Source organism: Gordonia sp. VNK1 (assembly GCF_040049135.1).
GTDB classification, from domain to species: Bacteria; Actinomycetota; Actinomycetes; order Mycobacteriales; family Mycobacteriaceae; genus Gordonia; species Gordonia oleivorans.
Map to the genome: position 1 here is coordinate 247,770 of NZ_JBDZDJ010000004.1, position 26,431 is coordinate 274,200.

Sequence of the window (26,431 nt, forward strand, 5' to 3'; positions counted from 1 at the left end):
TGTATTGGTCGAACCATGACACCACCGCCCCCCGCCGACGAACACGAGCCACGTGATCACCAAAGACGTTTCACCAGTGGATATCTCGCGGAGATCAAGCAGCTCAAGTATCGGTATCTGCGGGCCCTGGACACCAAGGACTGGGATGATTTCGCCGCCACCCTCACCAACGATGTGATCGGCCACTACGGCGGCCTCGACCTCACCGGCCGCGACGACCTCGTCGGCTTCATGCGCGAGTCGGTGGGACCGGGGGTGATCACCGAACATCGTGTGTCACATCCGGAGATCGACGTCGACGGCGACATCGCGTACGGACGCTGGTACCTGTCGGATCGGGTGATCGTCGCCGAGGTCGAGTTCATGCTCATCGGCGCCGCCTTCTACGCCGACGAATATCGACGCACCGCCGACGGCTGGCGGATCTGCGCCACCGGATACGAGCGCACCTACGAGGCGCACGTACCGCTGGCGTCGATCCCCGGGTTCAGCGTCACGCCGGGGCCGGCGATCGTGGTTCCTGAATGATCACCGTTCGGCGAATGATCACCGAGCCCGCAGGATCACCGTTCCCGGAGAATCAGTGAGGCGATGCCGTCGCGATCGGTGACGTCGAGCTTGGCACAGGCCCGGTAGATGTGGCCCTCGACGGTGCGGACCGAGACGGTGAGCCGCTCGGCGATCTGCCGGTTGGACAGTCCCGACGCCACCAGCGTGGCGATCTCACGTTCGCGGGTGGTCAGCGGCAGCGGCTGCGCGGCCTCGAGCAACGCCGGGGTGCGCAGGCCACCGCAGGCCGCGGCCAGGCGATTGGCCATCGACGACGACGCCACCGTCGCCGACCGTTTGCCGGCCTTGTCATGGATCGCCGACGCCTGCGCGGCGACGTCGGCCGCCGACAGCCGCAGCCCCAGTGCCTCGAGATCGGCGGCGCAGACGTCGAGTTCCACCCCGTCACCGGCGGCGAGCGCCTCGGCGTGCCGGGCGTAGAGGCCCGGCAGCGGACCGTCGATCCGTTCGGCCAGTTCGGCCAGGCGCCCGGCCGGGCCGGCGTCACCGAACCGGACGACGGTGTGCAGCGCCTGCGCCTCGACGGCCAGTTGCCCGGTCTGCGCGGCCAGCGCGGCCGCATCCCACGCCCGCCGGATACCCAGTGACACCGTGCCGGCGGCGGCCGCCTGCCAGGCCTCGGCGATGCGCAGCATCGGCCGGAACACCGCGACGTGCCGGCCGTCCCGGGCGCGGGCGCGGGCCAGGACGGCCTCGGCGCGGTCGGCCTCCCCCAGCGCGCTCAGCGCCTGGGCGAGAAAGACATAGGCGGGGAAATTCCACGAGGCCGAGTACTCCTCGCCGTCGAGGGTGGCCAGGGTCTGCTCGATCCGCCGCACCACCGATGCGCATTCGCCCCGAGCCAGTTCGACGGCGGACACCAAAATCCCGGACATCGCCCAGCTGAGATACTGCGCGGTGTCGGCGAACGCCACGTAGCGTCCGGCGGCGGCGTCGGCGGCGTCGAGTCGGCCGCCGAGGATGAGTCCGAGGATCTCGCCGATCCCGGCCGGATACCGCAACAGTCCGTCGGTGAACTTCTCGGCCTCGCGGGCCCGCTGGATCAGCGGATCGAGTTCGTCGCCGCGCCCGATGAGGGCCCGGGACAGCATGCCACCGAACACACCCCATTCGACCGCCCACGGCAGCGCGTCCTCCGGTGCCAGTGCGGCATCCGACAGGCGCAGCGCGTCATCCAGCTTGTTCTCGAAAAGCGCACAGGCAGAACTGATTCCGTCGACGATTCCCATCAGGTGCGGATCGGTCACCGCAGCGCGCACCGCGTCGAGGATGGTCGATGCCCGGTCGGCGTCGTTCATCACCCAGAACATGTTGCCGACGCGCTGCAACCCGATCCGCAACTGCAGCGACGCCTCGAGCCCGGTGGTGTCGATGCGCGCGAGGATCGCCTCGGCCTCGTCGGGATGCCCCTGCCACATCAATGCCCGCGAGAGCAGTTCGGCCTCGGCGGGACCGCCGCCCTCCTCGAGCGCGGCGCGCGCGAATCGCTCCCCCATCGGGGTCTGCGCCAGGTTCAGGGCGTCGCCCGCGGCCGCCGACAGCAGACCGAGGTCGACCGCGGACGCGTCACTCTCCAAGGCCAATTCGGCCAGCCGGATGCGGTCGGCGGGTGACGACAGCGAGCGCCCGCGCAGGGCCTTCACCAGATTGCCGCGCAGGCGCCGCGACGAGGCGAAGCCGAGGCGTCGGCGGATGACCTCCCCGAACAGTGGATGGTGGAAGCCGACGTTGAGGTTGCGGCCCTCCCGTTCGATCCGCACCAGTCCGTCGATCTCGGCTTCCTCGACCGCCTCCTCCCCGGCCACCTCGGCGAGGACGTCGAGATCGAGGGGTTCACACAGGCTCAGGTATTTCAGTGCGGTCAGCACCGACTCGTGGAGTTGTTCGATCCGTCCCTCGAGCAGCGAGGCGAGTTCGGAGGTGATGGCCGCACGTCCGCGCAGCTGCCACACCCCGTTGACCTGCCGCAGCGTGTTGGCCTGACGGGCACCGTCGACGAGGTGGCGCAGGAACAGCGCGTTCCCGCCGGACGCCGCCCACATCCGATCGGCCGAATGTTCCTCGAGTTGGCCGCCGAGCACCGACTCCACCAGTTCGACGCTCTGCTCCTTGGTGAACGGCGACAAGGTGATCCGCAGCAGGTGGTTGTCCTTCCACAACGAGGTCACCGCGTCGGGTACGGTCTCGCCGCTGCGGACCGTCGCCACGATGTGCACCGCGCGGTCGATGGCGAGTTGATGCAGCAGCGTCGCCGACAACTCGTCGAGCAGGTGCGCGTCGTCGACGCCGATGACGGCGTGACCGTCGGCGAGCAACGATTCGCGGGCCGCCGCGAGGTAGGTGACCGGGTCACTGGAGGTGGCCGTCCCGACCAGATGGGCGAAGACGCCGAGGGGGATGCTGCGCGCGGATTCGGTTCCCGCGACCCACCGCACGCCACTGCCGATGCTCGCGGTGACGTGCCGCGCGAGGGTCGTCTTGCCGACGCCGGAGTCCCCGGTCAGCACCACCCCACCCACGGCGGACTCGCCGCGCAGGGCCGCAGAGATGGCGCGATACTCCTTCTCGCGTTGCACCAGGGGCCAATTCGTTGGCATGGTTGCTGATTTTAGTCCCTTTATCAGCAAATACGCAGGTGAATATCAGCCAACGACATACGGTCGGTTGATCACGCGTCCCGTCGGTTGGTCACCACGACGCCGGCGACGTAGATGACGATGGCGACCACCGCGAAGTACACCAGCGACACATACGAGTTCCAATGGAACACGTCGTCGGCCGAACCGCCGGACAGGAATCGCGACCCATTGGCGAACGGCAGGAACGGGCCGACCCAGTCACGCACCCGCGGAACCGATCCGAGGATGGTCTCCAGCACCAGCATCCACACCAGGACGATGGAGATCGCGCCGGCGGTCTGACGGACCAGCGCACCGATTCCCATCGACAGCAGCACGCACAGCGCGGCGAAGATCGGGGTGCCCCAGATCTGCCGGATCACCGCCGAGTTGCCGAAACCGACGACCGAGGTGCCGAGACCGGCCTGCAGGATCAGGATGCACACGACCGCCAGGACCAGCGTCGTGATCACGGTGAGCGCAACGTAGACGACGGCCTTGCCGATCAACACCAGCGGCCGGTTCGGCACCGCGAGGAACGACGCGCGGATCGTGGAGAACCGGTATTCGCTGGTGATGCCGAGGACCGCCATGATCATCAGGACGATTACGGCGAACTGCTGCAACCCGACCAGGAGCACGGTCATCGCGGAGCCGTCGGCGATCTCGGTGCTGCTCGTTCCGGTCTCGTCGGGTGCCCCGGTGAACAGCGCACTGAACAGCGCGGTGATACCGATGCTGAGCAACACCACCAGCCCCATGCACCAGTACGGGGAGCGGATGGAGCCGAGTTTGATCTGTTCGGCGCGCAGGACGTCGATCACTGCGGACCTCCCTGGGACGGGCCCGGGAACGGCCCCGGTGCGGGCGGGGCAGGCGGGAATCCGGGTGGCGGCACCTGACCGGGTGGCACATACCCCGGTGGTGGCGAGCCGTGGCGCGGCGGACCCGAATGCATACCCGGCTCGGCGCCCGGCATCGCCACACCCATCTCGTGGGCGCCGCCACCCGGCGCCGCCCCGGCACCACCCTGATATTCGACGGCGTGCGCGGTCATCGCCATGAACGCCTCCTCCAGCGATGCCTGCGCGCCGACGAGTTCGTGCAGGGTCACCCCGGCCGCGGCGGCGATGTCGCCGATCCGATCGGTGGTCGATCCGTCGTCGACGACGAACACGGTGCGTCCGTGGGCGTCGATCTCCGGGTGCGGCGTCACGCCGGCGGTGACCAGCGCGTGATGGAGTTGATCCGGATAGGGCGAGCGCACCCGCACGATGGTGCGGGCCGCCGCGGTGAACTCGGCGACCGACTTGTCGGCGATCAGCCGGCCCTGTCCGATGACGATGAGGTGATCGGCGGTCAGCGACATCTCGGTCAGCAGGTGACTGGACACCAGGACGGTCCGGCCCTCGGCGGCCAGCGCTTTCATGAAGTTGCGGATCCAGACGATGCCCTCGGGATCGAGGCCGTTGACCGGCTCGTCGAACAGCAGGGTGTGCGGATCGCCGAGGATCGCGCCGGCCAGTCCGAGGCGCTGCGACATGCCCAGGGAGAAACCCCCGGCGCGTTTGCCCGCGACCTGGGTCAGGCCGACGGTCTCGAGGACCTCGTCGACGCGGGCGGCGGCGATGCCGTTGCTGGCGGCCAGCCACCTCAGGTGTGCCCGGGCGCTGCGGTTGGGGTGCACCCACTTCGCGTCGAGCAGGGCACCGACCTGCCGCAGCGGATGATCGAGGTGACGGTATTCCTTGCCGTCGATGGTGGCGCGTCCCGCGCTCGGCCGGTCCAGTCCCAGCATCATCCGCATGGTGGTGGACTTGCCCGCACCGTTGGGTCCGAGGAAGCCGGTGACGATCCCGGATGCCACCTCGAAACTCAGGTTGTCGACGGCACGCACCGGCCCATAGTCTTTGGTGAGGTTCTCCACTCTCAGCACGGACTCGACACTACACAGCTTCCGGTGTCGGCCGGGCGGTGCGATGTCTCAGGGTGATGTCTCAGGCGTCGCGGTCGGGCGAGGAGGCGTTCGCCCAGCGTCGCCGCGGAATCCGGCCCGCACCGGCGGCCAACCGGCCGGCGGTGACGCCGTGCCGCATCGCCGCGGCCATCCGTTCCGGATCGTCGGCGCGCGTCACCGCCGTCGCGAGAAGTACTGCGTCACAACCGAGTTCCATGGCGAGAGCGGCGTCGCTCGCGGTTCCGATCCCGGCGTCGAGAACGATCGGTACCGTCGCCCGCGAGACGATCATCTCGATGTTGTGCGGGTTGCGGATACCGAGGCCGGTACCGATCGGCGAGCCCAACGGCATCACCGCCGCCACGCCGAGGTCGGCGAGTCGGGCGGCCAGCACCGGATCGTCGTTGGTGTAGGCGAGTACGACGAATCCGTCGTCGACGAGTTGGGTTGCGGCGTCGAGGAGTTCGACGGGATCGGGCAGCAGCGTCCGCTCGTCGGCGACCACCTCGAGTTTCACCCAGGACGTCTCGAGTGCCTCCCGCGCCAGTCGCGCGGTGAGGACCGCCTCGGCCGCGGTGTGAGCGCCCGCGGTGTTGGGCAGGATGTCGATCCCCAATCGCCGCAGCAGTTCCAGCACGCCGGTGGCACTGTCGGCACTGACCCGCCGGATGGCCACGGTCGTGAGTTCGGTGCCCGAGGCGATCAGTGCGCGGGAGAGAACATCGAGGTTTCCCGCACCGCCGGTACCCATGATCAGGCGTGAGGTGAACTGTTTGTCGGCGATGCGCAGCGGATCGCCGATTCCCGGGTCGACCGCGGTGCCGAACGCGGATTCGGCCGGCGCGCTAGCCACCTTGCACCGCCGTCACGATCTCCACCACGGCACCGTCGGAAAGGCCACGGCCCCAGCCACTTCGGGGTATCACCTCGCCGTCGACGGCCACCGCGATCCCTCGATCGGGCAGACCCATCGTCGACACCAGGTGCGCCACCGATCGGTCGTCGGCGAGGTCCATGGTGTTCCCGTTGACCCGTATCGTCATACTCGTTCCCCTTTCGTGACGCCCGCCCCGATCCCGGTCTCCCTCGGCGCCTCGCCCAGCAACTCGAGGACCGCGTCGGATGTGTAGGGCGCCAACATGATTCCGTTGCGCCCGTGACCGGTCGCGATCACCGTCCGGTCGTCGGCCCGTTCGATGATCGGGAGGCCGTCGGGCGAACACGGCCGGAATCCCACCCCCACCTCGGTGAGTGAATACTCGCGCAGGCCCGGATAGACCTCGATCGCGTCGGCGAGCAACTCGGCCACGCCACCGGCCCGTGCCGCACCCGAGGCGTTCCGCCAGTCGGACACGTCACCTTCGTATTGTGTTGCGCCGACGACGATTCCGTCGCTTCTCGGCACCAGGTACACCATCCGGCCGTCCACTCGAGCGCGGATGACGTGCCGCGGCGGCGGTACCGTCCAGCGGTCGGCGGTCAGGCGCAGCACCTCCCCGGCGGCCAGGTGCACCGGGGCCGACGGCCACAGGTCCACCATGCCGGCGCCGGCGGTGAGCAGCACCTGATCGGCGTCGACCTCGGCCGGCGAGGTGATCCGGCGGGTGACGATGGTGCCACCCACTGCTTGCAACGCTGCGCGCAGTGCCGCCAGTAACCGCCGATTGTCCACTGCCCCTTCGCCTCGCGCGAGGTATCCACCGCGCAGCCGCGGCCCGACGGCCGGCTCACGACGACGGATCTCCGCGGCGCCGACGGGTGTCAGGTCGTCGTCGCCGCGCGGTCGGGCCGACCACACGAAGTCGGCGAGTTGGCGGAGGTAGGCGACGTCGGCGGCGGTGGTCGCGACGAACAGTGAGTCGCGGGCCGCGATGATCGACGGGTCGCCGAGTCGCTCGACGAGTGCCGGCCAGCGCCGCACCGAGGCTTCCGAGAGCGCCAGCAATGCGTCCTCGCCGGGATGTCCCTCGCCCAGCGAGCCGAGCATCCCGCCAGCCACGTGCGCGGCGCGGTAATGCTCGCCGGCGTCGAAAACCGTGACGCGCCAACCACGATCGGCGGCGGCCAGTGCGCAGGTGAGGCCGATGACGCCGCCACCGACGACGGCCAGCGTCCGCCCGTGCGGCCGTACGGATTCCGGGATCCGCGAATGATGCATCCGTGCTCCTTCCTTCGCCGGCATGATCCGGATCAGGTGTGACGGTCTGCGGGGGCGGCCCGCACTCTCAGCCCGACGTTCCCCGGACTCCCGTGTGGTGGTGCCAAGCCTACCCCCGACCGCACGGCCGCTACTCTCGTCCCCATGTCGACCGAATCTCGGACTCCCGGGACCGGCCGCGCCGAGGGACCATCCCGGCGCGATCGCCTCACCACCACCCGGCTCTACCTGTGCACCGACGCCCGCCGCGAACGCGGAGACCTGCCGGCCTTTGTCGATGCCGCGCTTTCCGGTGGGGTCGACATCGTGCAACTGCGCGACAAGGGTTCGGCCGGTGAACGCGAGTTCGGCGTGCTCGAGGCCCGCGAGGAACTCGCCATTCTCGCCGACCTGCGCAGCATCGTCGACGCACACGGCGCACTGCTGGCGGTCAACGATCGCGCCGACATCGCCGCACTCGCCGGCGCCGACGTTCTGCATCTCGGCCAGGGCGACCTGCCTCCTGCCGACGCCCGGCGCATCGTCGGCGACGACGTTGTGATCGGCGCCTCCACCCATGACCCGGAGCAGGCCGCGGCGGCGATCGCCGACGGCGACGTCGACTACTTCTGCACCGGACCGTGCTGGGCCACCCCGACAAAACCGGGTCGGGTCGCCGCCGGCCTCGACCTGGTGCGGTCGGTGGCCGCGACCGGCACCGCCAAGCCGTGGTTCGCGATCGGCGGCATCGACGCCGACCGCGTGCCCGAGGTCGTCGACGCCGGGGCCGGACGGATCGTCGTGGTCCGGGCGATCACCGCGGCCGCGGACCCCGCTGCGGCGGCGACCGATCTGCGGAGTCGGCTCGGCTGAACTGACGCAGCACCATTCACCCGCAACCGGAGATGCTGCCGAAAGCGACCCCGCGGGCGTGGTACCAGCAAACCGAAAGGCCACGATGATCAGCGACGACGACGGCCATGCGGAGAACCTGACGTTCGCGGAGCAATTGACGTTCGCGGAGCAATTGGCGTTCGTCGAAGAGATGGCCAACCGTTTCGGGCCAATCCGGGACGCTTTTGTCAACCGGCGGCAGGAGTTCGAAACCGAAGGACTCGGCGTGCCGGTGTACATGGTTCTTGCCGATACGGCGTCGTGGATCGAGCGCAGCTCCACGTCCGATCCGATGGGCGTATCCCGCATGCTCGACGCATTCGATTCCGCGTACACGAGTAGCGGAGTGAGTATTCGTGCGCTCATCGGGGTGGGTTTGGTCGAGAGCCTTCCGGGGATGTGGAGTGAACCCGGCAGGAACGTGTGGGACCTCGCCGGAAGCAACGTTCGGCGACTCATGGACGTGTACGCGAAACAGGGCGCGATTTTCGGAAAGGACCTTCTCTGAGCAGAAGCCGGGTCGAGGCAGGCGTACCTTGCCACTCACCCACGCGGACTGCCCTGAGTCCCCTCCCGAAAACCGTTTGCCCACCGCCACGAGCCGGGTCTATGGTGGTCGGATCATGTCGTGGACACACATCGCGCTCGTAACCCGCCGCAGCGGGGTCTGATTTGACCGACCCCCCGCTGCGGGGTCGGCGTGCGCTGGATGTCATGCGTTGGAAGTCGGTCACCCACTCTTTGACCGAAACGATGATCCACGATGCATTCTCGTCACCTCTCGCCCGCACCCTTGTCCTCGGGTGAGCGCGACCCTCATCCGTCCACGTTCCCCTGGTCGCGCTGCGGCGGTCCACTCCCTCGCGGCATTCGCGAGGAGGCAACGGGCATGACCTGGCAAGAGTTCAATGAATCCTACGGCGCGAGCGGCGCCATCCGCCTCGGGTCCTTCTCGGTGGCACCGGCCCCGGCGGACATGGTCGAATGCCGGGCCACCATGGCCTACGCCGACCGGATCATGTCGCTGTCGTCCACCTCGACCGGCCCGATCGGCGCCATGACGTCGATGCTGCACGAGATGGGTGCGCACGTCTCGATCCTCACGCTGCATCAGCGCCCGACCGACGACGGATTCGCGTCGTTTCTGCTGTGTGAGCGCGACGACCGGAAGTGCTGGGCCTACGGCGACGGCGCCACCGGCGACGAGGCCAACGTCAAGGCCCTGATCGCCGGCGCCAACCGACTCCTCGAGCCGTAGGCGCAGGCCCCGGGAGGTCCGGCAGCGCTCAGGTCGGGTCGAGCGCCGCCAGACGTTCCCGCAACTGAGGCCACGCCTCACCGAAGGCGGGATGCAGCGGCAGACTGTCGACGTCGGCCTCGTCGACCCACCGCAGTTCCGCGGATTCACCGTTGGCCACGGTCCGGACCGGCGCGTCGACGTCGGCGATCACCGTCGTGTAGGTCCACGCGTCCACCCGGTGCGTCACCAACGCGGCGACCACATGCAGGTCGTCGGCCTCGATTCCGGCCTCCTCGTGCGCCTCACGCAACGCGGTGTCGATGGCGCTCTCGTGGGAGTCACGCGCCCCGCCGGGCAGACCCCAGGTGCCGCCCTGATGGGACCAGACCGCCCGATGCTGCAGCAGGATCAGGGTCCGGCCCTCCTCCTCGTGGGGCGCACGGACCAGCAGTCCCGCCGCACCGTTGACACCCCAATACCGGCTGCCATCGCCACCGATGACCCAGCCGTCCCCGTCTCCGCGCACACATGCCTCCTCGACACCCGAGAATCGCCGGCGAGAAACTCACCACCGCCATCCACGGCAGGTGCGTCCGCACCACCACCGTTCCTCCACCGTATGTGAGGCAGCGCACCTCGGCCAGGGGTGGCGCGCGTGTCGGGCCGATGCGGGCGAAGTGGAGAAAACGCCCCGGGGAGGTGGGGCATCGGCCCGTCGACATGTCCTAGGGTTGAAACGGACTCCTCCCCCGGAGCGATTCATCCGATACCGAGCGATTCGCCCGATACCGGACACTGCCACGCCGCGGCGAGGCGTCGGTGGGTGCGCCCTGCCGATGCGGGCGGAGCGACCAGCACACTGAGCAGTTCGCTGCCCAGGACCGGCGGCCAGAAGAGGTGACGACGTGACCGGCGACGCATCTGGAGTGCGTACCGCGCTCACTCGTGCGGGTCGCACGATCCGACCGCATCCCACCACCCCACCGATCCGGCAGGTCCTCACCGACCGTCGCGAACTGATGTCGATGGGCCGGGGGCGCGCCCAGTCACCGTTGGTCACGCTGCGTCACTACGCCCGCACCACGCCCGGCAAACTCATCATGATCGTCGCCGTCCTGGCCATCGGGATCCTCGCCACCGGCTGGTACGGCTCCAACGTGCTCGAGAAACGCACCGACTCCCTGAAATCGATGATCGACGTGGACGAACCCCTCGCAGAGGCGTCCCAGGTGCTCTACAGCTCGCTGTCGATCGCCGACGCCGCCGCCAATTCCGCGTTCATCTCCGGCGGTCTGGAATCCCCCGAATTGCGGGCACGCTATTCCGACGCACTGGCCACCGCCTCGGCGTCGCTGATGCGGGCAGCGGGCACCTCGGGGGCGCCCGGCGAGGACAACGACGCCACCGACCGCGCGATCAACGCCGACCTGCAGACCCTCGCCACGACGATCCCCGTCTACAGCGGACTCATCGAGACCGCCCGCATCAACAACCGGCTCGGCAACCCGGTGGGCAGCGCCTATCTCGGTCAGGCGTCGGCGCTCATGCAGGACCAGATCCTGCCGTCGGCCCAACGACTCTACGATCGACGCTCCACCGCGATCGCCGACCCGCAGCAGGCCCTGACGATCCCGCCCTACGGGGTCTACTTCGGGTTGCTCGTGGTGAGCCTGGCCCTCATCGCGACCTCCCGGTTCCTGGTGCGCCGCACACGACGCCGATTCAACATCGGGGTGCTCGCCGCCCTCGTCGCGATCCTCGGGGGGCTGGCGTGGCTGCTCATCTCCGGGTTGGCGTCCGTCGCGGCCACCAATTCGGCGAAGGTCGACGGCGCCGATCCCCTCGGGCAGCTCACCGAGGCCCGCATCCTCACCCAGCAGGCACGGTCGGCGGAGACCCTCTCGCTGGTCCGTCGCAGCGATCAGGCCGACCTCGACCAGACCTTCGCGACCGCCACCGACAGCATCAGTACGACGTTGACGCATCTGGGTGGGCAAACCGCCGACGACGACGGCGCGTTGTCGTCGTCGCAGGTGGAGTCGGTGAAGTCGGCGCTGGCGCAGTGGCGCGAATCCGACGAGCAGGCCCGTGCGGCGATCGAGAAGGGTGACTTCGCGACCGCCCGCACCCTCACGATCGGCAGCGATCCGTCGAGCACCGCGAGCAGCTACGCCGCGGTCGACTCGGCGTTGACCGACGCGATCACCACCACCCGCAACTCGTTCCGCGACGACATCAACACCGCGCAACGGGTCCTCGGCTACACCGGTACCGGGATCATGGTGCTGTCGCTCTTCGCCGCGGCGGCCCTCGTGCTCGGCATCATCCCGCGGATCCGGGAGTATCGATGAACCCCGTACCGATGAACCCCGGACCGATGAACCCCGGACCGATGAACCCCGGACGGCATCCGCTCACCTCGCGGCGCCACGGCGCGGCACGGTGGATCGTGCTCCTCGGCGCGGTCGTCGTACTGTGCAGCGGTTGCGTGACGTTCACCGCGCCGGAGTCGCCGCCGCCGTCGGCCGCGGGTGTCACACCCACCCCGCCCGGGGTGCAGACCGCGACGACCACCGAGCCGGTGCCGAACTCGCAGTCGTGCAATGCGACGGCGAGTCTGCGTCCACCCGAGCAGATGCCCGAACCCAACGAGATGCCGCCGAACAGCACGATGGCCGTGATCGCCGCCCGCGGTCGGCTGGTCGTCGGCACCGACATCGGCTCCAACCCGTTCAGCTTCCGTGATCCGCTCTCCGGTGACATCCAGGGATTCGATGTCGACATCGCCCGCCAGATCTCCGCGGCCATCTTCGGTGATCCCAATCGGATCGAGTACCGGGTGCTCAGCTCGGCCGACCGCACCGAGGCACTGCGTGACGGCTCCGTCGACGTCGTGGTCAAGACCATGTCGATCACCTGCGACCGTCTCCGAGAAGTCAGTTTCTCGGCCCCGTATTATATTGCGTCGCAACGCATTCTGGCACCCAAGAATTCCGGCATCACCGACGTCGACGGCCTCGCCGACAAGCGCGTGTGCGCCGCGCGCGGAACCACCTCGATCGGCCGGATGCAGGCCGACCAACCGCGTGCCAAGATCATCACCACAACCACATGGGCCGACTGCCTGGTGATGTTGCAGCAGGGCCAGGTCGATGCCGTCACCACCGACGACGCCATCCTGGCCGGGCTCGCCGCACAGGATCCGTGGGTGGAGGTCGTCGGACCGGGTCTCGGTGCCGAATACTACGGAGTGGGCATGCCGCAAGGGCACGATGACATGGTGCGGTTCGTCAACGGAGTCCTCGCGGAGAACAAGGCCAACGGTCAGTGGTATGCCACCTACAACCGGTGGCTGAGCAATCTGGGCCCCAGCTACGGCCCGCCACAGGCAACATATCGGGACTGAGGGACGATGACCGGGCACGACGAGCGCACCGACGAGACACCCGCGTGTGTCGACGTCGGGACGCAACGTGCCGCGCTGGAAGACCTCGACGTCGGGACCCAACGCGCGGAGTCCGACGATCTCGACCCGGGAACCCAGCGCGCATCGCTGGAGGACCTGGATCCGGGAACCCAGCGCGCATCGCTCGACGATCTCGATCCGGGAACCCAGCGATCCGATCCCGCCGACCTCGGGACCATGGCCACCCCGATGACCGGATCGACCGATCCGGTGGTGCGGTCCAGACCGCTCATCCCGACCGAGGCACTCACCTCGGTCGGCCAGACCCGTCGTCTCGTCCCAAAGCGCCGCCCGCAGGTGCACGATCGGCGACTCGGCAGCGGTCTGGTCGAACTCCCGAAGATCACCGACATCGAGCCCGCGGACGCCGTCCTGGACTATCCGGTCATCGCCGAGGCCAAGCGCACCTGCTGGCGCTGCGGCCGACCGGTGGGACGTGACTCTGGTTCGGCTGCAGGCGAACTCACCGGAACCTGCCCGCACTGCGGCGCGCGATACTCCTTCGTTCCCGGACTCGAACCGGGCACCGTCGTCGCCGGACAGTACGAGATCGCCGGCGCCATCGCCCACGGTGGCCTCGGCTGGATCTACCTCGCCATCGACCGCAACGTCTCCGACCGCCCCGTCGTCCTCAAGGGTCTGCTGAATTCGTCGGACTCCGAGGCGCAGCAGGTGGCACTGGCCGAGCGGCAGTTCCTGGCGTCGGTCAATCATCCCGGCATCGTCAAGATCTACAACTTCGTCGAGCACGTCACCGACGACGATCAACGCTTCGGCTACATCGTCATGGAGTACATCGGCGGCCAGACGCTCAAGCAGATCACCTCCGGCGGTGCGGATTCCGACTCCGCGCAGGCAACGATGCCCATCGAACAGGCGATGGCCTACATTCTCGAGGTGCTGCCGGCCATCGGATATCTGCACTCGGTGGGACTGGTGTACAACGACGTCAAACCCGAGAACATCATGATCTCCAGCGACGAGGTCAAACTCATCGATCTCGGCGCGGTGTCGGCGATCAACGGGTACGGACACCTGTACGGCACACCGGGATTCCAGGCGCCGGAGATCGTACAGACCGGACCGCAAGTGGTCACCGACATCTACAGCATCGGACGGACCCTGGCGGTCCTGACCGTCGACATGCCCATGGAGAAGGGACGCTATCTCGACGGGCTGCCCGACGCCGAGTCGACACCGGTGTTCGCCGACAACCCGTCGTTCCACATGCTCCTGCGGCGGGCGACCGCGGCCGACCCAGATGACCGCTTCGCCTCCGCCGAGGAGATGACCACGCAGCTGCTGAATGTGTTGCGCGAGACCGTCGCCGTGCACACCGGGGTGCCGCGACCGTCGCTGTCGACGGTGTTCACCCCGCAACGCTCCACCTTCGGGACCGATCTGATGCTCGCTCCCGTCGACGGCTTCTTCGATCCCGATCTCGCCGCCTTCTACGATCCGGTCGACATCGCCCGCGCGCTGCCGGTGCCGCTGGTCAATCCGACCGATCCCGCTGCCGGACTGCTCAATTCGGCGGCGCTGTCGGATCCGCGCCAGACCCTCGACTCGATCGGCGCGGCCCGGGCCGAAGGTTTCGCATCACTGCTGGGCCGCCCGGCCACCAGCGCCCACCCGTCGCTGGAGATCGACCTCGCCGAGGCCCGAGCACACCTCGAACTCGACGACGTCGACACCGCACTGGCCGTGTTGCGGGATGTCTCTGCCCAGCACGGGGATTCGTGGCGGGTGCAGTGGTACATGGGTATCTGCGCCCTGATGAACGACGAACCGGAGTTGGCCCACGCCCGCTTCACCGACGTCCTGGCCGCGATGCCCGGTGAGGTGGCACCCAAGTTGGCGACCGCCGGCACCTCCGAACTCATCGGACGATGGCTCACCGACGAGAAACAGCCGACCGACGATGCCGACGGCGCTCCCGATGCGCGCATCGAGGAGATGTACGCGATCGCCGCACACCATTATCACGACCTGTGGCTGACCGACCACAGCATCGTCACCGCCGCCTTCGGGCTGGCGCGCCTCGCCGTGGCCCGCGGCGACTTCGACGCCGCGATCGAACCGCTCGACGAGGTCCCCCCGACGAGCCGTCACTACAACACCGCCCGGGCCACCGCCGTGCTCGCTCTGGTCCACGGACGCGATCCGCAGTTGGTGGAGAAACGTCAGATCATCGAGGCGGCACAGCGTCTGGAGGCGATGCCGGATTCCGAGCCCCGCAAGGCGCGTCTCCAACTCATCGTGCTCGGCACCACGATGGGGTGGATCATGGCCCATCCCGAGGAGGCCGGCACCCCGGCCACCGTGCTCGGCGTGCCGTTCACCGAACGTGGACTCCGCGCCGGAACCGAACGCGCACTGCGCTCACTGGCCCGTCAGATGCGCAGCAACCGCGATCATCGTTTCCTGCTCGTCGACCTCGCGAACTACGTGCGTCCCGACAGTCTGTTCTGACGTCGTCGCGTCGAGTGGGCGCCCTATCTCGTCGAGTGGGCGCCCTTTCCCGTCGAGTGGGCGCCCTTCCCCGTCGAGTGGGCGCCCTTTCCCGTCGAGTGGGCGCCCTATCCCGTCGAGTGGGCGCCTCGCGTTCTACCGACGCACCGACGACGCGGCGCGCACCGAGATCGTGTGATCTCCCGGCGCGAATCGCGACATCATCCGACGGTAGGTGGCGGTGTAGGTCGGCCACATCACCGAGTTCCGGCCGGTCGAGTCGAAATACCAACTGCCACAACCATCGGAGTTCCAGACCGTCGACGCCAGCCGTGCATCGATGTCGGCCACATACCGATCATGGGCGGCCTGCGTCACCTCGACGGTGCCCGCGCCGTGCGCGGCGAGATAGGTCAGCACCTGGCCGATGTAGTAGGCCTGCGCCTCGAGCATCAGCACGATCGACGAGTGCCCGAGGTTCGTGTTCGGGCCGTACATCAAGAACAGGTTGGGAAAGTCCGGGATCTCGACACCGCGGTAGGCGCTCGGCGATCCGTGCCAGACCTCGTCGAGTCGCCGTCCGTCGCGGCCGGTGATGACCGACGCCAGCGGCGGCGCGGTAGGGGTGAACCCGGTGGCGAAAACGATGGTGTCGACCTCGAATTCGGTGCCGTCGGCACTCACCGCACCGGTCGGGGTCAAACGCTCCAGGGCACCGGTGACGGTGGTGTGCGGATGGACGAGCGCCGGATACCACTTGTTGGAGATCAGGATTCGTTTGCATCCGATGCTGAAATCCGGGGTGAGGCGCCGTCGCAGGTCTTCATCGGCGATCTGATGATGCAGATGCCGCAGCGAGATCGCGCGGAAGATGTCGAGGAGCTTGCGGTGGTGCGCCATCGCCATCACGTGGAATTCGTGGGTGAGCCAGGTGAAGCGCCGGGCAGCGCGATGCAGCTTCGGAAAGCGTTTGTAGGCAGCCTGTTCCACCGGCCCGATGGTGCGATCCAGGCGGGGATCACCCACGACGGAGTGCGCTGGAAGACCACCAGTTGGTCGACGTCGTCCACGATCTCGGGCACGACCTGGATGGCCGACGCACCGCTTCCCACCACGGCTACCCGACGGCCGGCGAGGCTGTGCGCGTGATCCCACTGCGCGGTGTGAAAGACGTTGCCGGAGAAGTCTTCCAGTCCGTCGACCGCCGGGATGGTCGGGGCCGACAACGCCCCGGGCGCCGCTATCAGGTAGGTGGCCAGTACGGTGCCACTCGAGGTGTCCACCCGCCATCGCCCCTGCTCCGCATCCCACAGGGCCGCGAGAACCTCACAGCCATAACGGATCTGGTCGTCGAATTCGCGCGCGACACCCTCCAGGTAGTTCTTGATCTCCCAGCCACGGCCGTAGGTGTGCGACCAGTCGGACTTGTCGGCGAACGAGAGTGAGTACAGGGAGGTGGGCACATCGCAGGCCGCGCCGGGATAGCTGTTGTCACGCCAGACGCCGCCGGGGCCGTCGGCACGTTCGACGGTGACCACAGTGAGATGCGGATGGTCGGTGCGCAGTCGGTGCAGCGCGGCCAGTCCGCCGAATCCGGTGCCGACGATGAGGACGTCGACGCACTCGGTGCCGCCGCTCGGCTCGGGGCCATCCGTGGCGGGCGGTTGCGTGTCGGGTCGATCGGTGGGTGTGAGAGTCATCGTCGGAGCGCCTCCGTGAAGGTGGTGAAGATGCGACCGGCGACGTCGCGGTCGGTGGAGGGGTCGCGCAGCAGGCGCGAAATGGCCAGTCCACGAGCGAGTTCGGCGGCCACCTCGATCTGTTCCGCGGAGTAGCGGTGCCCGAACAGTTCGAGACCGGTGGTCAGCAACTCGTCGGCGATGCGCTGCTCCACCGGGATCAGTGCTTCCCGCAGTGCGGGATCGGTCCGCGAGGCGACCCAGAGTTCCAGCGCCGCATAGAACAGCGGACCGTCGAACACGTCGAGCAGCAGTTCCAGGTCCGGTTCGGCCGCGCCGGCACGTTCGATGATCTCGGCCTTACGCCGGTCGACGAGGTAACCGATCGCGGCCACCACGAGTGACTCCCGCGTCGGGAACTGATGAAGCAGCGCACCGCGCGACACCCCGGCCCGCCGATTGACCTCCTGGGTGGTGGTGGCACCGTAGCCCCGCTCGATCAGCAACGCGACGGTGGCGTCGAGCACCTTGTCGCGCGTCGCCGCCGAGCGTTGCGCCTGAGTGCGCGGGGCGGGCGTCGTCGGGACGGGAGTGGTCGGCGTTTCGGACACTCCGTGATCGTATCCGCCAACTTACGATCAGTCCAGACTGTTTTTGCGAGGTTCTCGTCGCGCACACCACCCCAACACCACTGACCACGCTCACCTCAACGTTGACAGCGCTTTCGTGTGCGTTGACAGCGCTCACCTCGTCGTTGACAGCGCTTCGGGATCGTTCCAGCGCAACCTGCGGAGGCCTCGACACCTCCTCGGCTAGCGCCTCGTCGGGCTCGACCGACGGGTGGGTGAGCGCTGTCAACGCAGGGGCGAGCGCCGTCAACGGTTGGGTGAGCGCTGTCAACGGGTGGGCGAGCGCTGTCACCGTAGGGGCGAGCGCTGTCAACGCGTGGGTGAGCGCCGTCAACGTAGGGGTGAGCGCTGTCAGTGCACCTGCGAGCGCTGTCAGTGCACCCGCAAGCGCCGTCAGTGCGGCACGCGCTACCCCTCGACGACTTCCGCCGACTGCCGGGCGATGGCGAGTTCCTCGTTGGTGGGGACCACCAGGACGGCGACCGGGCTGTCGTCGGTGGAGATGCGTCGCGGTTGCCTGCTGCGCACCACATTGCGTTCCGGGTCGACGACGATGCCGTAGTTCTCCAGCCCGGCAAGGGCGTCGGCCCGGACCGAAGCCGCGTTCTCGCCGACGCCCGCGGTGAAGGTGATGGCGTCCACCCGTCCCAGGTCGATCATGTAGGCGCCGATGTAGCGGCGCAGCCGGTGGATGTAGACGTCGTAGGCCAGCTTTGCGGCCGGGTCGCCGTCGGCGATTCGCTTTGTGACGGAACGGAAGTCGTTGTCTCCGCACAGCCCCTTGAGGCCGGAGTTCTTGTTCAGCAGGGTGTTGATCTGATCGGCGTTCAGTTTGACGACGCGGTGCAGATGCAGCACGACGCCCGGGTCGATGTCACCGCTGCGGGTACCCATCACCAGCCCCTCCAGCGGCGTCATGCCCATGCTGGTATCGATGGGGTCGCCTCCCCGGATCGCCGAGGCGGACGCACCGTTACCCAGATGCAGCACAATCTGATTGACGTCGGACGGTTCCTTGCCCAGCAGGTCCGGCACCTGCTCGGAGACGAACTGATGGCTGGTCCCGTGGAAACCGTAGCGGCGAATGGCATGCAGTTTCGCGACACCGCGGTCGATGGCGTAGGTGGCGGCCGCCTCGGGCAGCGCGTGAAAGAAGGCCGTGTCGAAGACGGCCACCGAGGGCACGTCGGGAAGCTTGTCCCGGGCCGCCTGGATACCGGTGAGATTCGCCGGGTTATGCAGCGGCGCAAGCGAAGAGATGCGTTCGATCTCACTGATGACGTAGTCGTCGATCAGCGTCGGCTCAAAGAACGTGCGCCCGCCATGCACCACTCGGTGCCCCACCGCCGACAGCCCCGCGTTCGCGAGGTCGATACCGCCTTCGGCGAACAAGGCCATCACCCGGCCGATGGCCGCGGCGTGGTCGAGCAGTTCGAGTTTCTCGGTGATCTCCTCACCGGCCTGGACGTGGGTGATCGTTCCCTCGTCCTCACCGATGCGTTCGGCGATCCCCTCCGCGATGACCACCTCGCTACTCGGATGCACGAGTTGATATTTCAGCGACGACGATCCGGCGTTGAGAACCAGCACCGACCCGGCGATCTGGTCGGTCATCGGGTGACCTCCTCGGCGGCCATGTTCTGTGCCTGGATCGCGGTGATGGCGACGGTGTTGACGATGTCGTCGACCAGCGCACCACGCGACAGGTCGTTGATCGGCCGTCGAATACCTTGCAGCACCGGTCCGATGGCGATGGCGCCGGCACTGCGCTGCACGGCCTTGTAGGTGTTGTTGCCGGTGTTGAGGTCCGGGAAGATAAGCACCGTGGCGCGCCCGGCGACCGGCGAATCGGGCATCTTGGTTTCGGCGACGGACGGTTCGACCGCCGCGTCGTACTGAATCGGGCCTTCCACCAACAGATGTGGGGCGCGCTCCCGGACGAGTTCGGTGGCCACGCGCACCTTGTCGACGTCGGCACCGGTTCCCGAACTCCCCGTCGAATACGACAGCATCGCCACCCGAGGCTCGATCCCGAAGCCCGATGCCGTTGTCGCAGAAGAGATGGCGATGTCGGCGAGCTGCTCGGCGGTGGGATCGGGCACGATGGCACAGTCGCCGTAGGCCAGCACCTTGTCGGCCAGGCACATGAAGAACACACTCGAGACGGTGGAGACGCGAGGTGCGGTCTTGATGACCTCGAAGGCCGGACGGATGGTGTGTGCGGTGGTGTGCGCCGCACCGCTGACCATGCCGTCGGCGCGACCGGTGTAGACGAGCATCGTGCCGAAATACGAGACGTCGCGCATCCGTTCCTGCGCCTGCTCGAAATCCATCCCCTTGTGTTTGCGGAGTTCGGCGTAGATCGTCGCGAATTCGTCGGTGAGTGGCGAGGTTTCGGGATCGATGATCTCGACGCCGGTGATGTCGATACCGAGATCCTGCGCGCGCCGGCCGACCGCATCGGGATCGCCGAGGATGATCAGCGAGACCACGTCGCGACGCAGCAGACGTCCGGCGGCGCGCAGGATGCGATCGTCCCCGCCCTCGGGGAGCACGATGCATTTCTTGTCGGCGCGGGCGCGGGCGATCAGCCCGTACTCGAACATCTGCGGCGTGGTCACCTGACTGGTCGGCACCTTGAGGACGCTAATCATCTCGTCGGCGTCGACGTGGCGTTCCATCAGTTCCAGTGCGGCCTCGATCTTGCGGACCGATCCGACCGCCACCCGCCCGCGGGTCTTGGCCGCGGTGCGCGCGGTTTCGTAGGTCCCCTGTTCGCAGGCCAGGATCGGCAGCGTCGACTTCAGGCCGCTGACGAGTGCGTCGATCATCGGATGAGGATGCAGCCCACCATTGAGAATGATGCCGGTCAGCCGCGGAAAGCCTTGCGCGGCATTGGCGGTCACCAACGCGAGCAGGACGTCGGACCGGTCGGCCGGGGCGATCACGACCATGCCGTCGCTGAGCCGTTCGAGGATGTGCTCGACGGTCATGCCGCCGACCATCACCGTCAGCGCCTCCCGGTCGAGCAGTTCGGGATCCCCGCTGAACAGCGAGGCACCCAGCGCCTCCTGGAGTTCGGCCATGGTGGGCGCGAACAGCACCGGGTCTTCGGGCAGGCACCAGGCCGGTACCGGGACCTTGTCGAGTTCGGCGTGAATCCGTGACATCTGTTGCGGATCACAGCGATTGGCGACGATCGCCGCGGTGGTGGCGTGGATGGCCGCGATCTCGGCCAGCAGGTGTTCGGCGAGCTCGCGCACCTCAGCGGCGGTGTGGCCGGATGCGTTGAGCGCCAGGATGATCGGCGCCGAGAGGTTGGCCGCGACGCGGGCGTTGAAGGCCAGCTCGGACGGATTGCCCACGTCGGTGTAGTCCGAACCGAGGATGACCACGGCGTCGCATCGCGATTCCACGACGTGGAACCGGGCGACGATCTCGGCGATCGCCCCCTCGGGTGCGGCGTGCACCTGGTCGTAGGTGACGCCGATGCAGTCGTCGTAGTCGACGTCGGCCGAGGCGTGCTCGATGAGCATCTCCAGCAGGAAGTCGCGTTCCCCGGCGACGGCCCGCGAGATCGGCCGGAACACGCCGACCCGACCACCGGTCGCCGACAACAACGCGAGCACTCCCAGCGCGATCGTCGACTTTCCGGTACCCCCCTCGGCCGAGGCGATGTAGATACTCGTCGACGGGGCGTTCGCACTGTCCTCGCTGGCTGCGGTCATGGTGTCTTAGCCTAGCGATACCCGCCCGGCCAGGCGCCCTACTGACCGGTCGGTTCGGTACCCTCCGGCCGCGCGGCGTCCGCGACGATCGCGCGCACCACCAGCTCGGCCACCTGTTCATCGGACAAAGCGCTCTGCGGGACGAGCATGACCGAGTAGATCACCCGCACCAGGAATTCAGCGGCTCCTCGCGGATCGGGCACCAGATGTTCACCGATCTCCGGTTCGAGGTCCTGTAGTGCCTCGTCGACGATCCGCTCCACCAGCGACGGCCCGGCGGCGGCGTCGGTGCTGATGATCGCCCGGACGATCTCCTCGGGTTCCTTGCGCAGCACGTATTGCAGGGCCTCGTGCTCCCGGATGTAGGGCAGCACGTTGCGGATCTGGGCGCGGACCTTGCCGGCCGCATCCGGTTCGCTCGCCGCCCAGTCACGCAGCAGCACCCGCAACTGCGCGACCTCACGCTCGACGATGGCCGCGACCAGCGCATCGCGCCCACCGAACATGCGATACGCGGTGGCCCGTGCGACACCCGCGTGGCGAGCCACCGACGTCAGGCTCAGTGCCTTGGCCCCGAAGCGGGACACCAGGCTGACCCCGACGTCCACCATCCGATCGCGTTCCATGAGAAAACGGTAGCGAACGGGTCGCATTCGGGGTGATGCGCCGCGCACGACGTCACAGTCGTGTCACTGTTGTGCGCAGAAGTGTCGATCATAGTAGTCTCACCGCATGCCCCCCGACGGACCCACCGCGCCGACCGCGCTGACCACCGCCATCGCCGACGCGGTCCGCAACGCCCGTCTCGAACGCGACATGACCGTCGCCACCCTGGCCACCGAGTCGGCCGTCTCGCGCGCGATGATCACCAAGATCGAACGCGGCGACGCCCAGCCGACGGCCGCACTGCTCGCGAAACTCGCCAACGCCCTGGGCCTGACACTCTCGGAGCTGATCGCCCGCGCCGAGAATTCCGAGGCCCGGCTGGCCCGCCGGGACGAACAACCCACCTGGACCGACCCCGACACCGGATACCGCCGACGAGCCGTATCCCCCTCCGCCGCACACGATCTCGAACTCGTCGAGGTCGATCTCCCACCCGGCTCACAGGTCTCCTACCCCGCGGAGTCGTATCGCTTCATCGATCAGCAGATCTGGGTCCTGGCCGGCACCCTCAGGTTCGACGAGGGACCAGCGACCCACGAACTCCACCCCGGCGACTGCCTGTCGCTCGGCGCGCCGGCACCGTGCCGATTCCACAATCCGTCCACCACCGAAATGTGTCGTTATCTTGTTGTGCTCCACAAGGTTTCCCGACCGCGCTGACACCGGATCGACCTCGAGAGGCCCCACCATGGACATCCGCGACGCCACCGACCTCGACGCCGAGGGCATCACCGTCATCTACAACGACGCCGTCGAACACACCACGGCGATCTGGAACGATCAGCTCGTCGACGCCGCCAACCGCCGTGCATGGATCGCCGACCGTCGGGCCGCCGGATTCCCCGTTCTCGTTGCCGTGGAACCGGACCCGGGCAATCCCGACGCGGAGCGGGTCCTCGGCTACGCCACCTACGGCCCGTTTCGCCCCCACGACGGCTTCCGCCGCACCGTCGAGCACTCGGTGTATGTCCGTGGGGATCAACGGGGTCGGGGCCTGGGCACCGATCTGATGGCGGCCCTGCTCGATCGGGCGCGCAACGCCGGGGTGCACGTCGTCGTCGCCGGGATCGACGCCGCCAACACCGGGTCGATCCGGCTGCACGAGCGACTCGGCTTCACCCGCGTGGGGACACTGCGCGAGGTCGGCACGAAGTTCGGATCATGGCTGGATCTCGCGTTCCTGCAACTGATTATCGACGACGGGACGCCCGCCGGTCGGTAAGGCGGATCGGCGGGTTCGCCGACGGCTACCGCCACAGCGGCAGAGCCTGCCAGTTCGAAGGAAATCCCATCTCGCCCTCGGAGCGCATCCGAATCGATGCCAGTCGCGTCGTGATCAGATCGGCGACCCCGTCCACCCAAGTGGTTCCCGGCGAGATCACTTGCAGGAGATGACCCGCAATGCACAGTGAGACGAATACAGATCCGTCCTGGCCCTTGGCCAGTCCACGAAAGCTGTCCATGGCCGCCAACCGGGCGGTTCCCACCGGCGTGAGGTTTCGGTTCCATAGCCGTGAATGATGCGCACAGACGTTGCGCACCACCGTGATGTGTTCGAGGAAGTTGGCCAGAATGTCGCCTGGTCTCGCATTGCTACGGGTTCGCGTGCCCGTGATACCCAAGTCGTGAGCGATACGGTCGCGGTCGCTCATCTTCATGCCTTTGTAAACCTTCGAAACGTCTGCGAAGTCGAGGACCTCCGTCAGCACCCAGATCGGAATCTACCCGTTGTAGTTGACGAAGTGGTGACCGATGAACGGGTCGCGTCTCTTGGCGCGGTTGGCACGCTTGGTTACGGTGCTCAACCAATCCAAATGCTGCCCGCTGGTGAGGAAATCATCGCTGAACGGAGTGTGACCGAGGTAGGCGACGCCTCCCAGTCGTCCGAGCGCGTGACCGACCTGCGAACGCATGGCAACCTCGATACGCTCAACCGCGCTCAGCATGTGGTTCTTGAGGTGACGATCGAACTCATACAACGCGGCGACATCGGCGAAAGTGGTACCTCGTTCGAAGTGATCGCTGAGGTCCCCAGAGACGTCCCTCCGTCGATAGGGGTACCAGTAGCCACTGAGGCGATAGTAGCCGACCTGCGCCAGCCAGCGAGCGGCGTGTTCCCGATCGCCGATGACCATCCCTCGCTGTTCCAGACGAGCAAGTTGCGCATTGATCGACAGCCATTGCTTCGTCACCATGCGGGAAGGTTAATAGAAGTCCGGCCCGCCCTCGACAAAGCGAGGCGGGCCGAAACGATTACCACAAGTCTAGCCCACAGTTCCCTCACTTGCCACGAGGGTCACTCACGGCCTGACCACCATCGACCGGCTGCTCCTCGCCTACCCGGCGCCACCGCAGCGGCACCCGCAGCAGCCCGCGCGTCAGGGCGACGCCCACCAGGCACAGCACACCGCCGACGATCCGTAGGGGTGTCGGCACTTCGGCGAGCAGCAGCCAGGACAACACGATGACCAGGGCCGGCACCACCAGTGTGGTGGCCGCCATCGCCCCCGCCGACGTGCGGGCCAGTGCATAGGCCCACGTGCTGAAGGCGATGGCGGTCGGGCCGATGCCGAGGAACACCATCCAGCCGATGTCGGCGGCCGCGGCCGAGGCCACCTCGCCGATCGCGGCGGGAACAAAGGGCAGGGTGACGACGAGGCCCGCGATCGCACCCCAGAATGTCGCGGTCAACGCGTCGACGGTGCCCAGCGCCACCTTCTGCACCAGCACGCCGGCCGCGTAGAGCACGGCGGCGAGCAGTCCCAGTCCGACGCCGAGCCAGTCCGCGTGCCGCTCACCGCCACCCACCGTGATGAGGACGACGCCGCCGAAGGCGATGGCGATGCCGACCACCAGCCGCGTCGAGAAGCCTTCGCCCAGAAAGAATCCGGCGAACACGGCGACCAGGATGGGTGCGAGATTCACCAGCAGTGCCGCGGTTCCGGCGTCGATGTGCTGTTCGGCCCAGTTCAGCACCACGCTGTAGGCCCCGAACCACGCTGCGCCGTAGGCGATCACCAGTGCCAGGGATCGGCCGCGCGGTGGCACGAACGGGTTCGACGCCGCGCCACTCGATCGTCGTACCACGACGGCGGCGATCACCACCAGCGTGACGACCGCGATGGCGAGCCGCCCGAAGGCGAGCACCCCCGGCGAGAATGCCTGTCCGGCCGAACGGATCGCGATGAACGACAGGGACCACAGCGCGACGGTGGTGGCCGCGGCGAGGGCCGGGAGATTCACCGCACGTGGCGTCAGAGAATCACTCCGCGACAGTCAGTTTCCGCAGGCGCGGGGCCAGGTCGGACTCGAAGTTGTCGAGGAAACGACGCTGATCATGTCCCGGCGCGTGGAAGACGAGGTGATTGAGGCCGGCGTCGGTGTAGAACTTGACCTTCTCGACGGCCTCATCCGGGTCGGAGGCGACGATCCATCGTTTGGCCACCTGCTCGATCGGCAGTTCGTCGGCCAGACGTTCCATCTCGACCGACGAATTCACGCTGTGCTTCTGCTCGGCGGTCAGCGACAGCGGCGCCCAGAATCGGGTGTTCTCCAGTGCCAGTTGCGGATCCGGATCGTAGGAGATCTTGATCTCGATCATCCGGTCGATCTTGTCGAAGTCACGCTCGGCCTTCTCTGCGCCCTCCTTGACCGCCGGGATCAGCTTCTCGGTATAGAGTTCGGCGCCCTTGCCGGAGGTGCAGATGAAACCGTCGCCGGCCCGTCCGGCGTACCGCGCAACCACCGGCCCACCCGCGGCCACATACACCGGAATCGGTTGTTCCGGAACGTCATACATGTAGGCACCCTGGGTGTGGTAGTACTCGCCGTCGAAGTCGACCTCGTCGCCGGTCCACAGTTCGCGCATCAACCGAATGGCCTCGCGCAGCCGGGCGAAACGCTCCTTGAACTCCGGCCATTCACCCTGAAAACCGGTCGCATATTCATTGAGCGCCTCGCCGGTGCCGACGCCGAGCATGATCCGTCCCGGATACAGGCAGCCCATGGACGCGAAGGCCTGCGCGATGACGGCGGGGTTGTAGCGGAAGGTCGGCGTCATCACCGACGTGCCGATCTGCACCCGCTTGGTACGTTCGCCCACCGCGGCCATCCATGCCAGCGAGAACGGGGCGTGCCCGCCATTGTGCCGCCAGGGCTGGAAGTGATCGCTCACCGCGACCGAATCCATCCCGTGTTCCTCGGCCGCGACCGCGATCTCCACCAACTCGCGGGGATCGAACTGCTCGGCCGACGCCTTAAATCCGAGCTTCAACTGCTGTGCCATGCCGCCGCCTCACTTCGCGGAACGCCCGCCCGGTCTCGAGTTCCGGTGTCGCTCCGATCGCTGTCGTCTGATCGATATCCAACGTACTCATCACGTGATCCGCTGCACAGA

22 protein-coding genes and 2 pseudogenes are annotated in these 26,431 nt (G+C 67.6%); 9 read left to right on the plus strand and 15 right to left on the minus strand.

The annotated features are described in order from the left end of the window. Nucleotides 1-15 precede the first annotated feature (15 nt). Nucleotides 16-528, plus strand: a complete 513-nt coding sequence (locus ABLE94_RS07030) for a nuclear transport factor 2 family protein (protein ID WP_348806154.1) — start codon at nucleotides 16-18, stop codon at nucleotides 526-528. A gap of 35 nt (nucleotides 529-563) precedes the next feature. Here the strand turns inward: ABLE94_RS07030 and ABLE94_RS07035 are convergent, their stop codons facing one another. The 6 genes from ABLE94_RS07035 to thiO all read right to left on the minus strand — a co-directional run bounded on the left by ABLE94_RS07035 (nucleotide 564) and on the right by thiO (nucleotide 7,303). Then, on the minus strand, nucleotides 564-3,167 hold the full coding sequence (locus tag ABLE94_RS07035; protein WP_348806155.1) for a helix-turn-helix transcriptional regulator: 2,604 nt from the start codon (nucleotides 3,165-3,167) through the stop codon (nucleotides 564-566). Nucleotides 3,168-3,238: 71 nt separating this feature from the next. After that, nucleotides 3,239-4,012 carry an ABC-2 transporter permease family protein gene (locus tag ABLE94_RS07040; protein ID WP_348806156.1) on the minus strand — a complete coding sequence of 258 codons (774 nt, stop codon included), beginning with the start codon at nucleotides 4,010-4,012 and terminating at the stop codon, nucleotides 3,239-3,241. Further along, nucleotides 4,009-5,124 carry an ABC transporter ATP-binding protein gene (locus ABLE94_RS07045; protein WP_348806157.1) on the minus strand — a complete coding sequence of 372 codons (1,116 nt, stop codon included), beginning with the start codon at nucleotides 5,122-5,124 and terminating at the stop codon, nucleotides 4,009-4,011. The genes ABLE94_RS07040 and ABLE94_RS07045 overlap by 4 nt, the downstream gene beginning before the upstream one ends. Nucleotides 5,125-5,185: 61 nt before the next feature. Further along, nucleotides 5,186-5,947, minus strand: coding sequence for a thiazole synthase (locus ABLE94_RS07050; protein WP_348806218.1), 762 nt, complete (start codon nucleotides 5,945-5,947; stop codon nucleotides 5,186-5,188). 43 nt (nucleotides 5,948-5,990) lie between these two features. Further along, nucleotides 5,991-6,188, minus strand: coding sequence for a sulfur carrier protein ThiS (gene thiS, locus ABLE94_RS07055; RefSeq protein ID WP_348806158.1), 198 nt, complete (start codon nucleotides 6,186-6,188; stop codon nucleotides 5,991-5,993). Beyond that, on the minus strand, nucleotides 6,185-7,303 hold the full coding sequence (gene thiO, locus ABLE94_RS07060; protein WP_348806159.1) for a glycine oxidase ThiO: 1,119 nt from the start codon (nucleotides 7,301-7,303) through the stop codon (nucleotides 6,185-6,187). The genes thiS and thiO overlap by 4 nt, the downstream gene beginning before the upstream one ends. A 144-nt stretch (nucleotides 7,304-7,447) precedes the next feature. Between thiO and thiE the strand changes: the two genes are divergently transcribed. From thiE to ABLE94_RS07075, 3 genes are all read left to right on the plus strand, one after another. Continuing rightward, nucleotides 7,448-8,155, plus strand: coding sequence for a thiamine phosphate synthase (gene thiE, locus ABLE94_RS07065; protein WP_348806161.1), 708 nt, complete (start codon nucleotides 7,448-7,450; stop codon nucleotides 8,153-8,155). A gap of 85 nt (nucleotides 8,156-8,240) precedes the next feature. Then, nucleotides 8,241-8,684, plus strand: a complete 444-nt coding sequence (locus ABLE94_RS07070) for a hypothetical protein (protein ID WP_348806162.1) — start codon at nucleotides 8,241-8,243, stop codon at nucleotides 8,682-8,684. Between the two features lie 381 nt (nucleotides 8,685-9,065). Then, a complete protein-coding gene (locus tag ABLE94_RS07075; RefSeq protein WP_348806163.1) occupies nucleotides 9,066-9,434 on the plus strand; it encodes a 2-isopropylmalate synthase in 369 nt (122 codons plus the stop codon). Nucleotides 9,435-9,462: 28 nt separating this feature from the next. On the opposite strand, the gene ABLE94_RS07080 is transcribed toward ABLE94_RS07075, so the two are convergent. Beyond that, nucleotides 9,463-9,942, minus strand: coding sequence for an NUDIX hydrolase (locus tag ABLE94_RS07080; RefSeq protein WP_348806164.1), 480 nt, complete (start codon nucleotides 9,940-9,942; stop codon nucleotides 9,463-9,465). A 379-nt stretch (nucleotides 9,943-10,321) separates the two neighbouring features. Between ABLE94_RS07080 and ABLE94_RS07085 the strand changes: the two genes are divergently transcribed. From ABLE94_RS07085 to ABLE94_RS07095, 3 genes are read left to right on the plus strand one after another with little or no spacing between them, the layout of a single operon-like run. Next, entirely contained in the window at nucleotides 10,322-11,767 is a 1,446-nt protein-coding gene (locus ABLE94_RS07085; protein ID WP_348808420.1) for a GlnX family signal transduction membrane protein, read from the plus strand. Nucleotides 11,768-11,808: 41 nt separating this feature from the next. Then, the gene (locus tag ABLE94_RS07090) at nucleotides 11,809-12,822 is read left to right on the plus strand and encodes a glutamate ABC transporter substrate-binding protein (RefSeq protein ID WP_348808472.1); all 1,014 of its coding nucleotides are present in this window, start codon (nucleotides 11,809-11,811) and stop codon (nucleotides 12,820-12,822) included. A gap of 6 nt (nucleotides 12,823-12,828) precedes the next feature. Further along, nucleotides 12,829-15,354 (plus strand): tetratricopeptide repeat protein, encoded by a 2,526-nt coding sequence (locus tag ABLE94_RS07095; protein ID WP_348808421.1) that lies wholly within the window; start codon nucleotides 12,829-12,831, stop codon nucleotides 15,352-15,354. 135 nt (nucleotides 15,355-15,489) lie between these two features. Here ABLE94_RS07095 and ABLE94_RS07100 read toward each other — a convergent pair. The 5 genes and pseudogenes from ABLE94_RS07100 to ABLE94_RS07120 all read right to left on the minus strand — a co-directional run bounded on the left by ABLE94_RS07100 (nucleotide 15,490) and on the right by ABLE94_RS07120 (nucleotide 21,995). Next, nucleotides 15,490-17,033: pseudogene (locus tag ABLE94_RS07100) on the minus strand (flavin-containing monooxygenase). Next, nucleotides 17,030-17,623: a TetR/AcrR family transcriptional regulator gene (locus tag ABLE94_RS07105; protein ID WP_348806168.1), complete on the minus strand. Its 594-nt coding sequence runs from the start codon at nucleotides 17,621-17,623 to the stop codon at nucleotides 17,030-17,032. The pseudogene ABLE94_RS07100 and the gene ABLE94_RS07105 overlap by 4 nt, the downstream one beginning before the upstream one ends. 426 nt (nucleotides 17,624-18,049) lie before the next feature. Beyond that, nucleotides 18,050-19,255, minus strand: coding sequence for an acetate kinase (locus tag ABLE94_RS07110; RefSeq protein WP_348806169.1), 1,206 nt, complete (start codon nucleotides 19,253-19,255; stop codon nucleotides 18,050-18,052). Then, nucleotides 19,252-21,369, minus strand: a complete 2,118-nt coding sequence (gene pta / locus ABLE94_RS07115) for a phosphate acetyltransferase (protein ID WP_348808422.1) — start codon at nucleotides 21,367-21,369, stop codon at nucleotides 19,252-19,254. Before pta ends, ABLE94_RS07110 begins: the two co-directional genes overlap by 4 nt. A gap of 38 nt (nucleotides 21,370-21,407) precedes the next feature. After that, on the minus strand, nucleotides 21,408-21,995 hold the full coding sequence (locus ABLE94_RS07120; RefSeq protein WP_348806171.1) for a TetR/AcrR family transcriptional regulator: 588 nt from the start codon (nucleotides 21,993-21,995) through the stop codon (nucleotides 21,408-21,410). Between the two features lie 106 nt (nucleotides 21,996-22,101). Here ABLE94_RS07120 and ABLE94_RS07125 point away from each other — a divergent pair, with 106 nt between their 5' ends. Next, on the plus strand, nucleotides 22,102-22,695 hold the full coding sequence (locus ABLE94_RS07125) for a helix-turn-helix domain-containing protein (protein WP_348806172.1): 594 nt from the start codon (nucleotides 22,102-22,104) through the stop codon (nucleotides 22,693-22,695). A 28-nt stretch (nucleotides 22,696-22,723) separates the two neighbouring features. Further along, nucleotides 22,724-23,257 (plus strand): GNAT family N-acetyltransferase, encoded by a 534-nt coding sequence (locus tag ABLE94_RS07130; protein ID WP_348806173.1) that lies wholly within the window; start codon nucleotides 22,724-22,726, stop codon nucleotides 23,255-23,257. A 25-nt stretch (nucleotides 23,258-23,282) separates the two neighbouring features. Here ABLE94_RS07130 and ABLE94_RS07135 read toward each other — a convergent pair. From ABLE94_RS07135 to fgd, 3 genes and pseudogenes are all read right to left on the minus strand, one after another. Continuing rightward, nucleotides 23,283-24,230: pseudogene (locus ABLE94_RS07135) on the minus strand (Abi family protein). Nucleotides 24,231-24,315: 85 nt separating this feature from the next. Continuing rightward, on the minus strand, nucleotides 24,316-25,278 hold the full coding sequence (locus ABLE94_RS07140; protein ID WP_348808423.1) for a DMT family transporter: 963 nt from the start codon (nucleotides 25,276-25,278) through the stop codon (nucleotides 24,316-24,318). A gap of 19 nt (nucleotides 25,279-25,297) precedes the next feature. After that, nucleotides 25,298-26,320: a glucose-6-phosphate dehydrogenase (coenzyme-F420) gene (fgd, locus tag ABLE94_RS07145; protein WP_348806176.1), complete on the minus strand. Its 1,023-nt coding sequence runs from the start codon at nucleotides 26,318-26,320 to the stop codon at nucleotides 25,298-25,300. Nucleotides 26,321-26,431: the final 111 nt, after the last annotated feature.

Coding starts and splice junctions, on each gene's coding strand:
- ABLE94_RS07030 (WP_348806154.1), top strand. CDS start 16: ATGACACCACCGCCCCCCGCCGACGAACACGAGCCACGTGATCACCAA.
- ABLE94_RS07035 (WP_348806155.1), bottom strand. CDS start 3,167: ATGCCAACGAATTGGCCCCTGGTGCAACGCGAGAAGGAGTATCGCGCC.
- thiS (WP_348806158.1), bottom strand. CDS start 6,188: ATGACGATACGGGTCAACGGGAACACCATGGACCTCGCCGACGACCGA.
- thiO (WP_348806159.1), bottom strand. CDS start 7,303: ATGCATCATTCGCGGATCCCGGAATCCGTACGGCCGCACGGGCGGACG.
- thiE (WP_348806161.1), top strand. CDS start 7,448: ATGTCGACCGAATCTCGGACTCCCGGGACCGGCCGCGCCGAGGGACCA.
- ABLE94_RS07070 (WP_348806162.1), top strand. CDS start 8,241: ATGATCAGCGACGACGACGGCCATGCGGAGAACCTGACGTTCGCGGAG.
- ABLE94_RS07075 (WP_348806163.1), top strand. CDS start 9,066: ATGACCTGGCAAGAGTTCAATGAATCCTACGGCGCGAGCGGCGCCATC.
- ABLE94_RS07090 (WP_348808472.1), top strand. CDS start 11,809: ATGAACCCCGGACGGCATCCGCTCACCTCGCGGCGCCACGGCGCGGCA.
- ABLE94_RS07095 (WP_348808421.1), top strand. CDS start 12,829: ATGACCGGGCACGACGAGCGCACCGACGAGACACCCGCGTGTGTCGAC.
- ABLE94_RS07110 (WP_348806169.1), bottom strand. CDS start 19,255: ATGACCGACCAGATCGCCGGGTCGGTGCTGGTTCTCAACGCCGGATCG.
- pta (WP_348808422.1), bottom strand. CDS start 21,369: ATGACCGCAGCCAGCGAGGACAGTGCGAACGCCCCGTCGACGAGTATC.
- ABLE94_RS07120 (WP_348806171.1), bottom strand. CDS start 21,995: ATGGAACGCGATCGGATGGTGGACGTCGGGGTCAGCCTGGTGTCCCGC.
- ABLE94_RS07125 (WP_348806172.1), top strand. CDS start 22,102: ATGCCCCCCGACGGACCCACCGCGCCGACCGCGCTGACCACCGCCATC.
- ABLE94_RS07130 (WP_348806173.1), top strand. CDS start 22,724: ATGGACATCCGCGACGCCACCGACCTCGACGCCGAGGGCATCACCGTC.
- fgd (WP_348806176.1), bottom strand. CDS start 26,320: ATGGCACAGCAGTTGAAGCTCGGATTTAAGGCGTCGGCCGAGCAGTTC.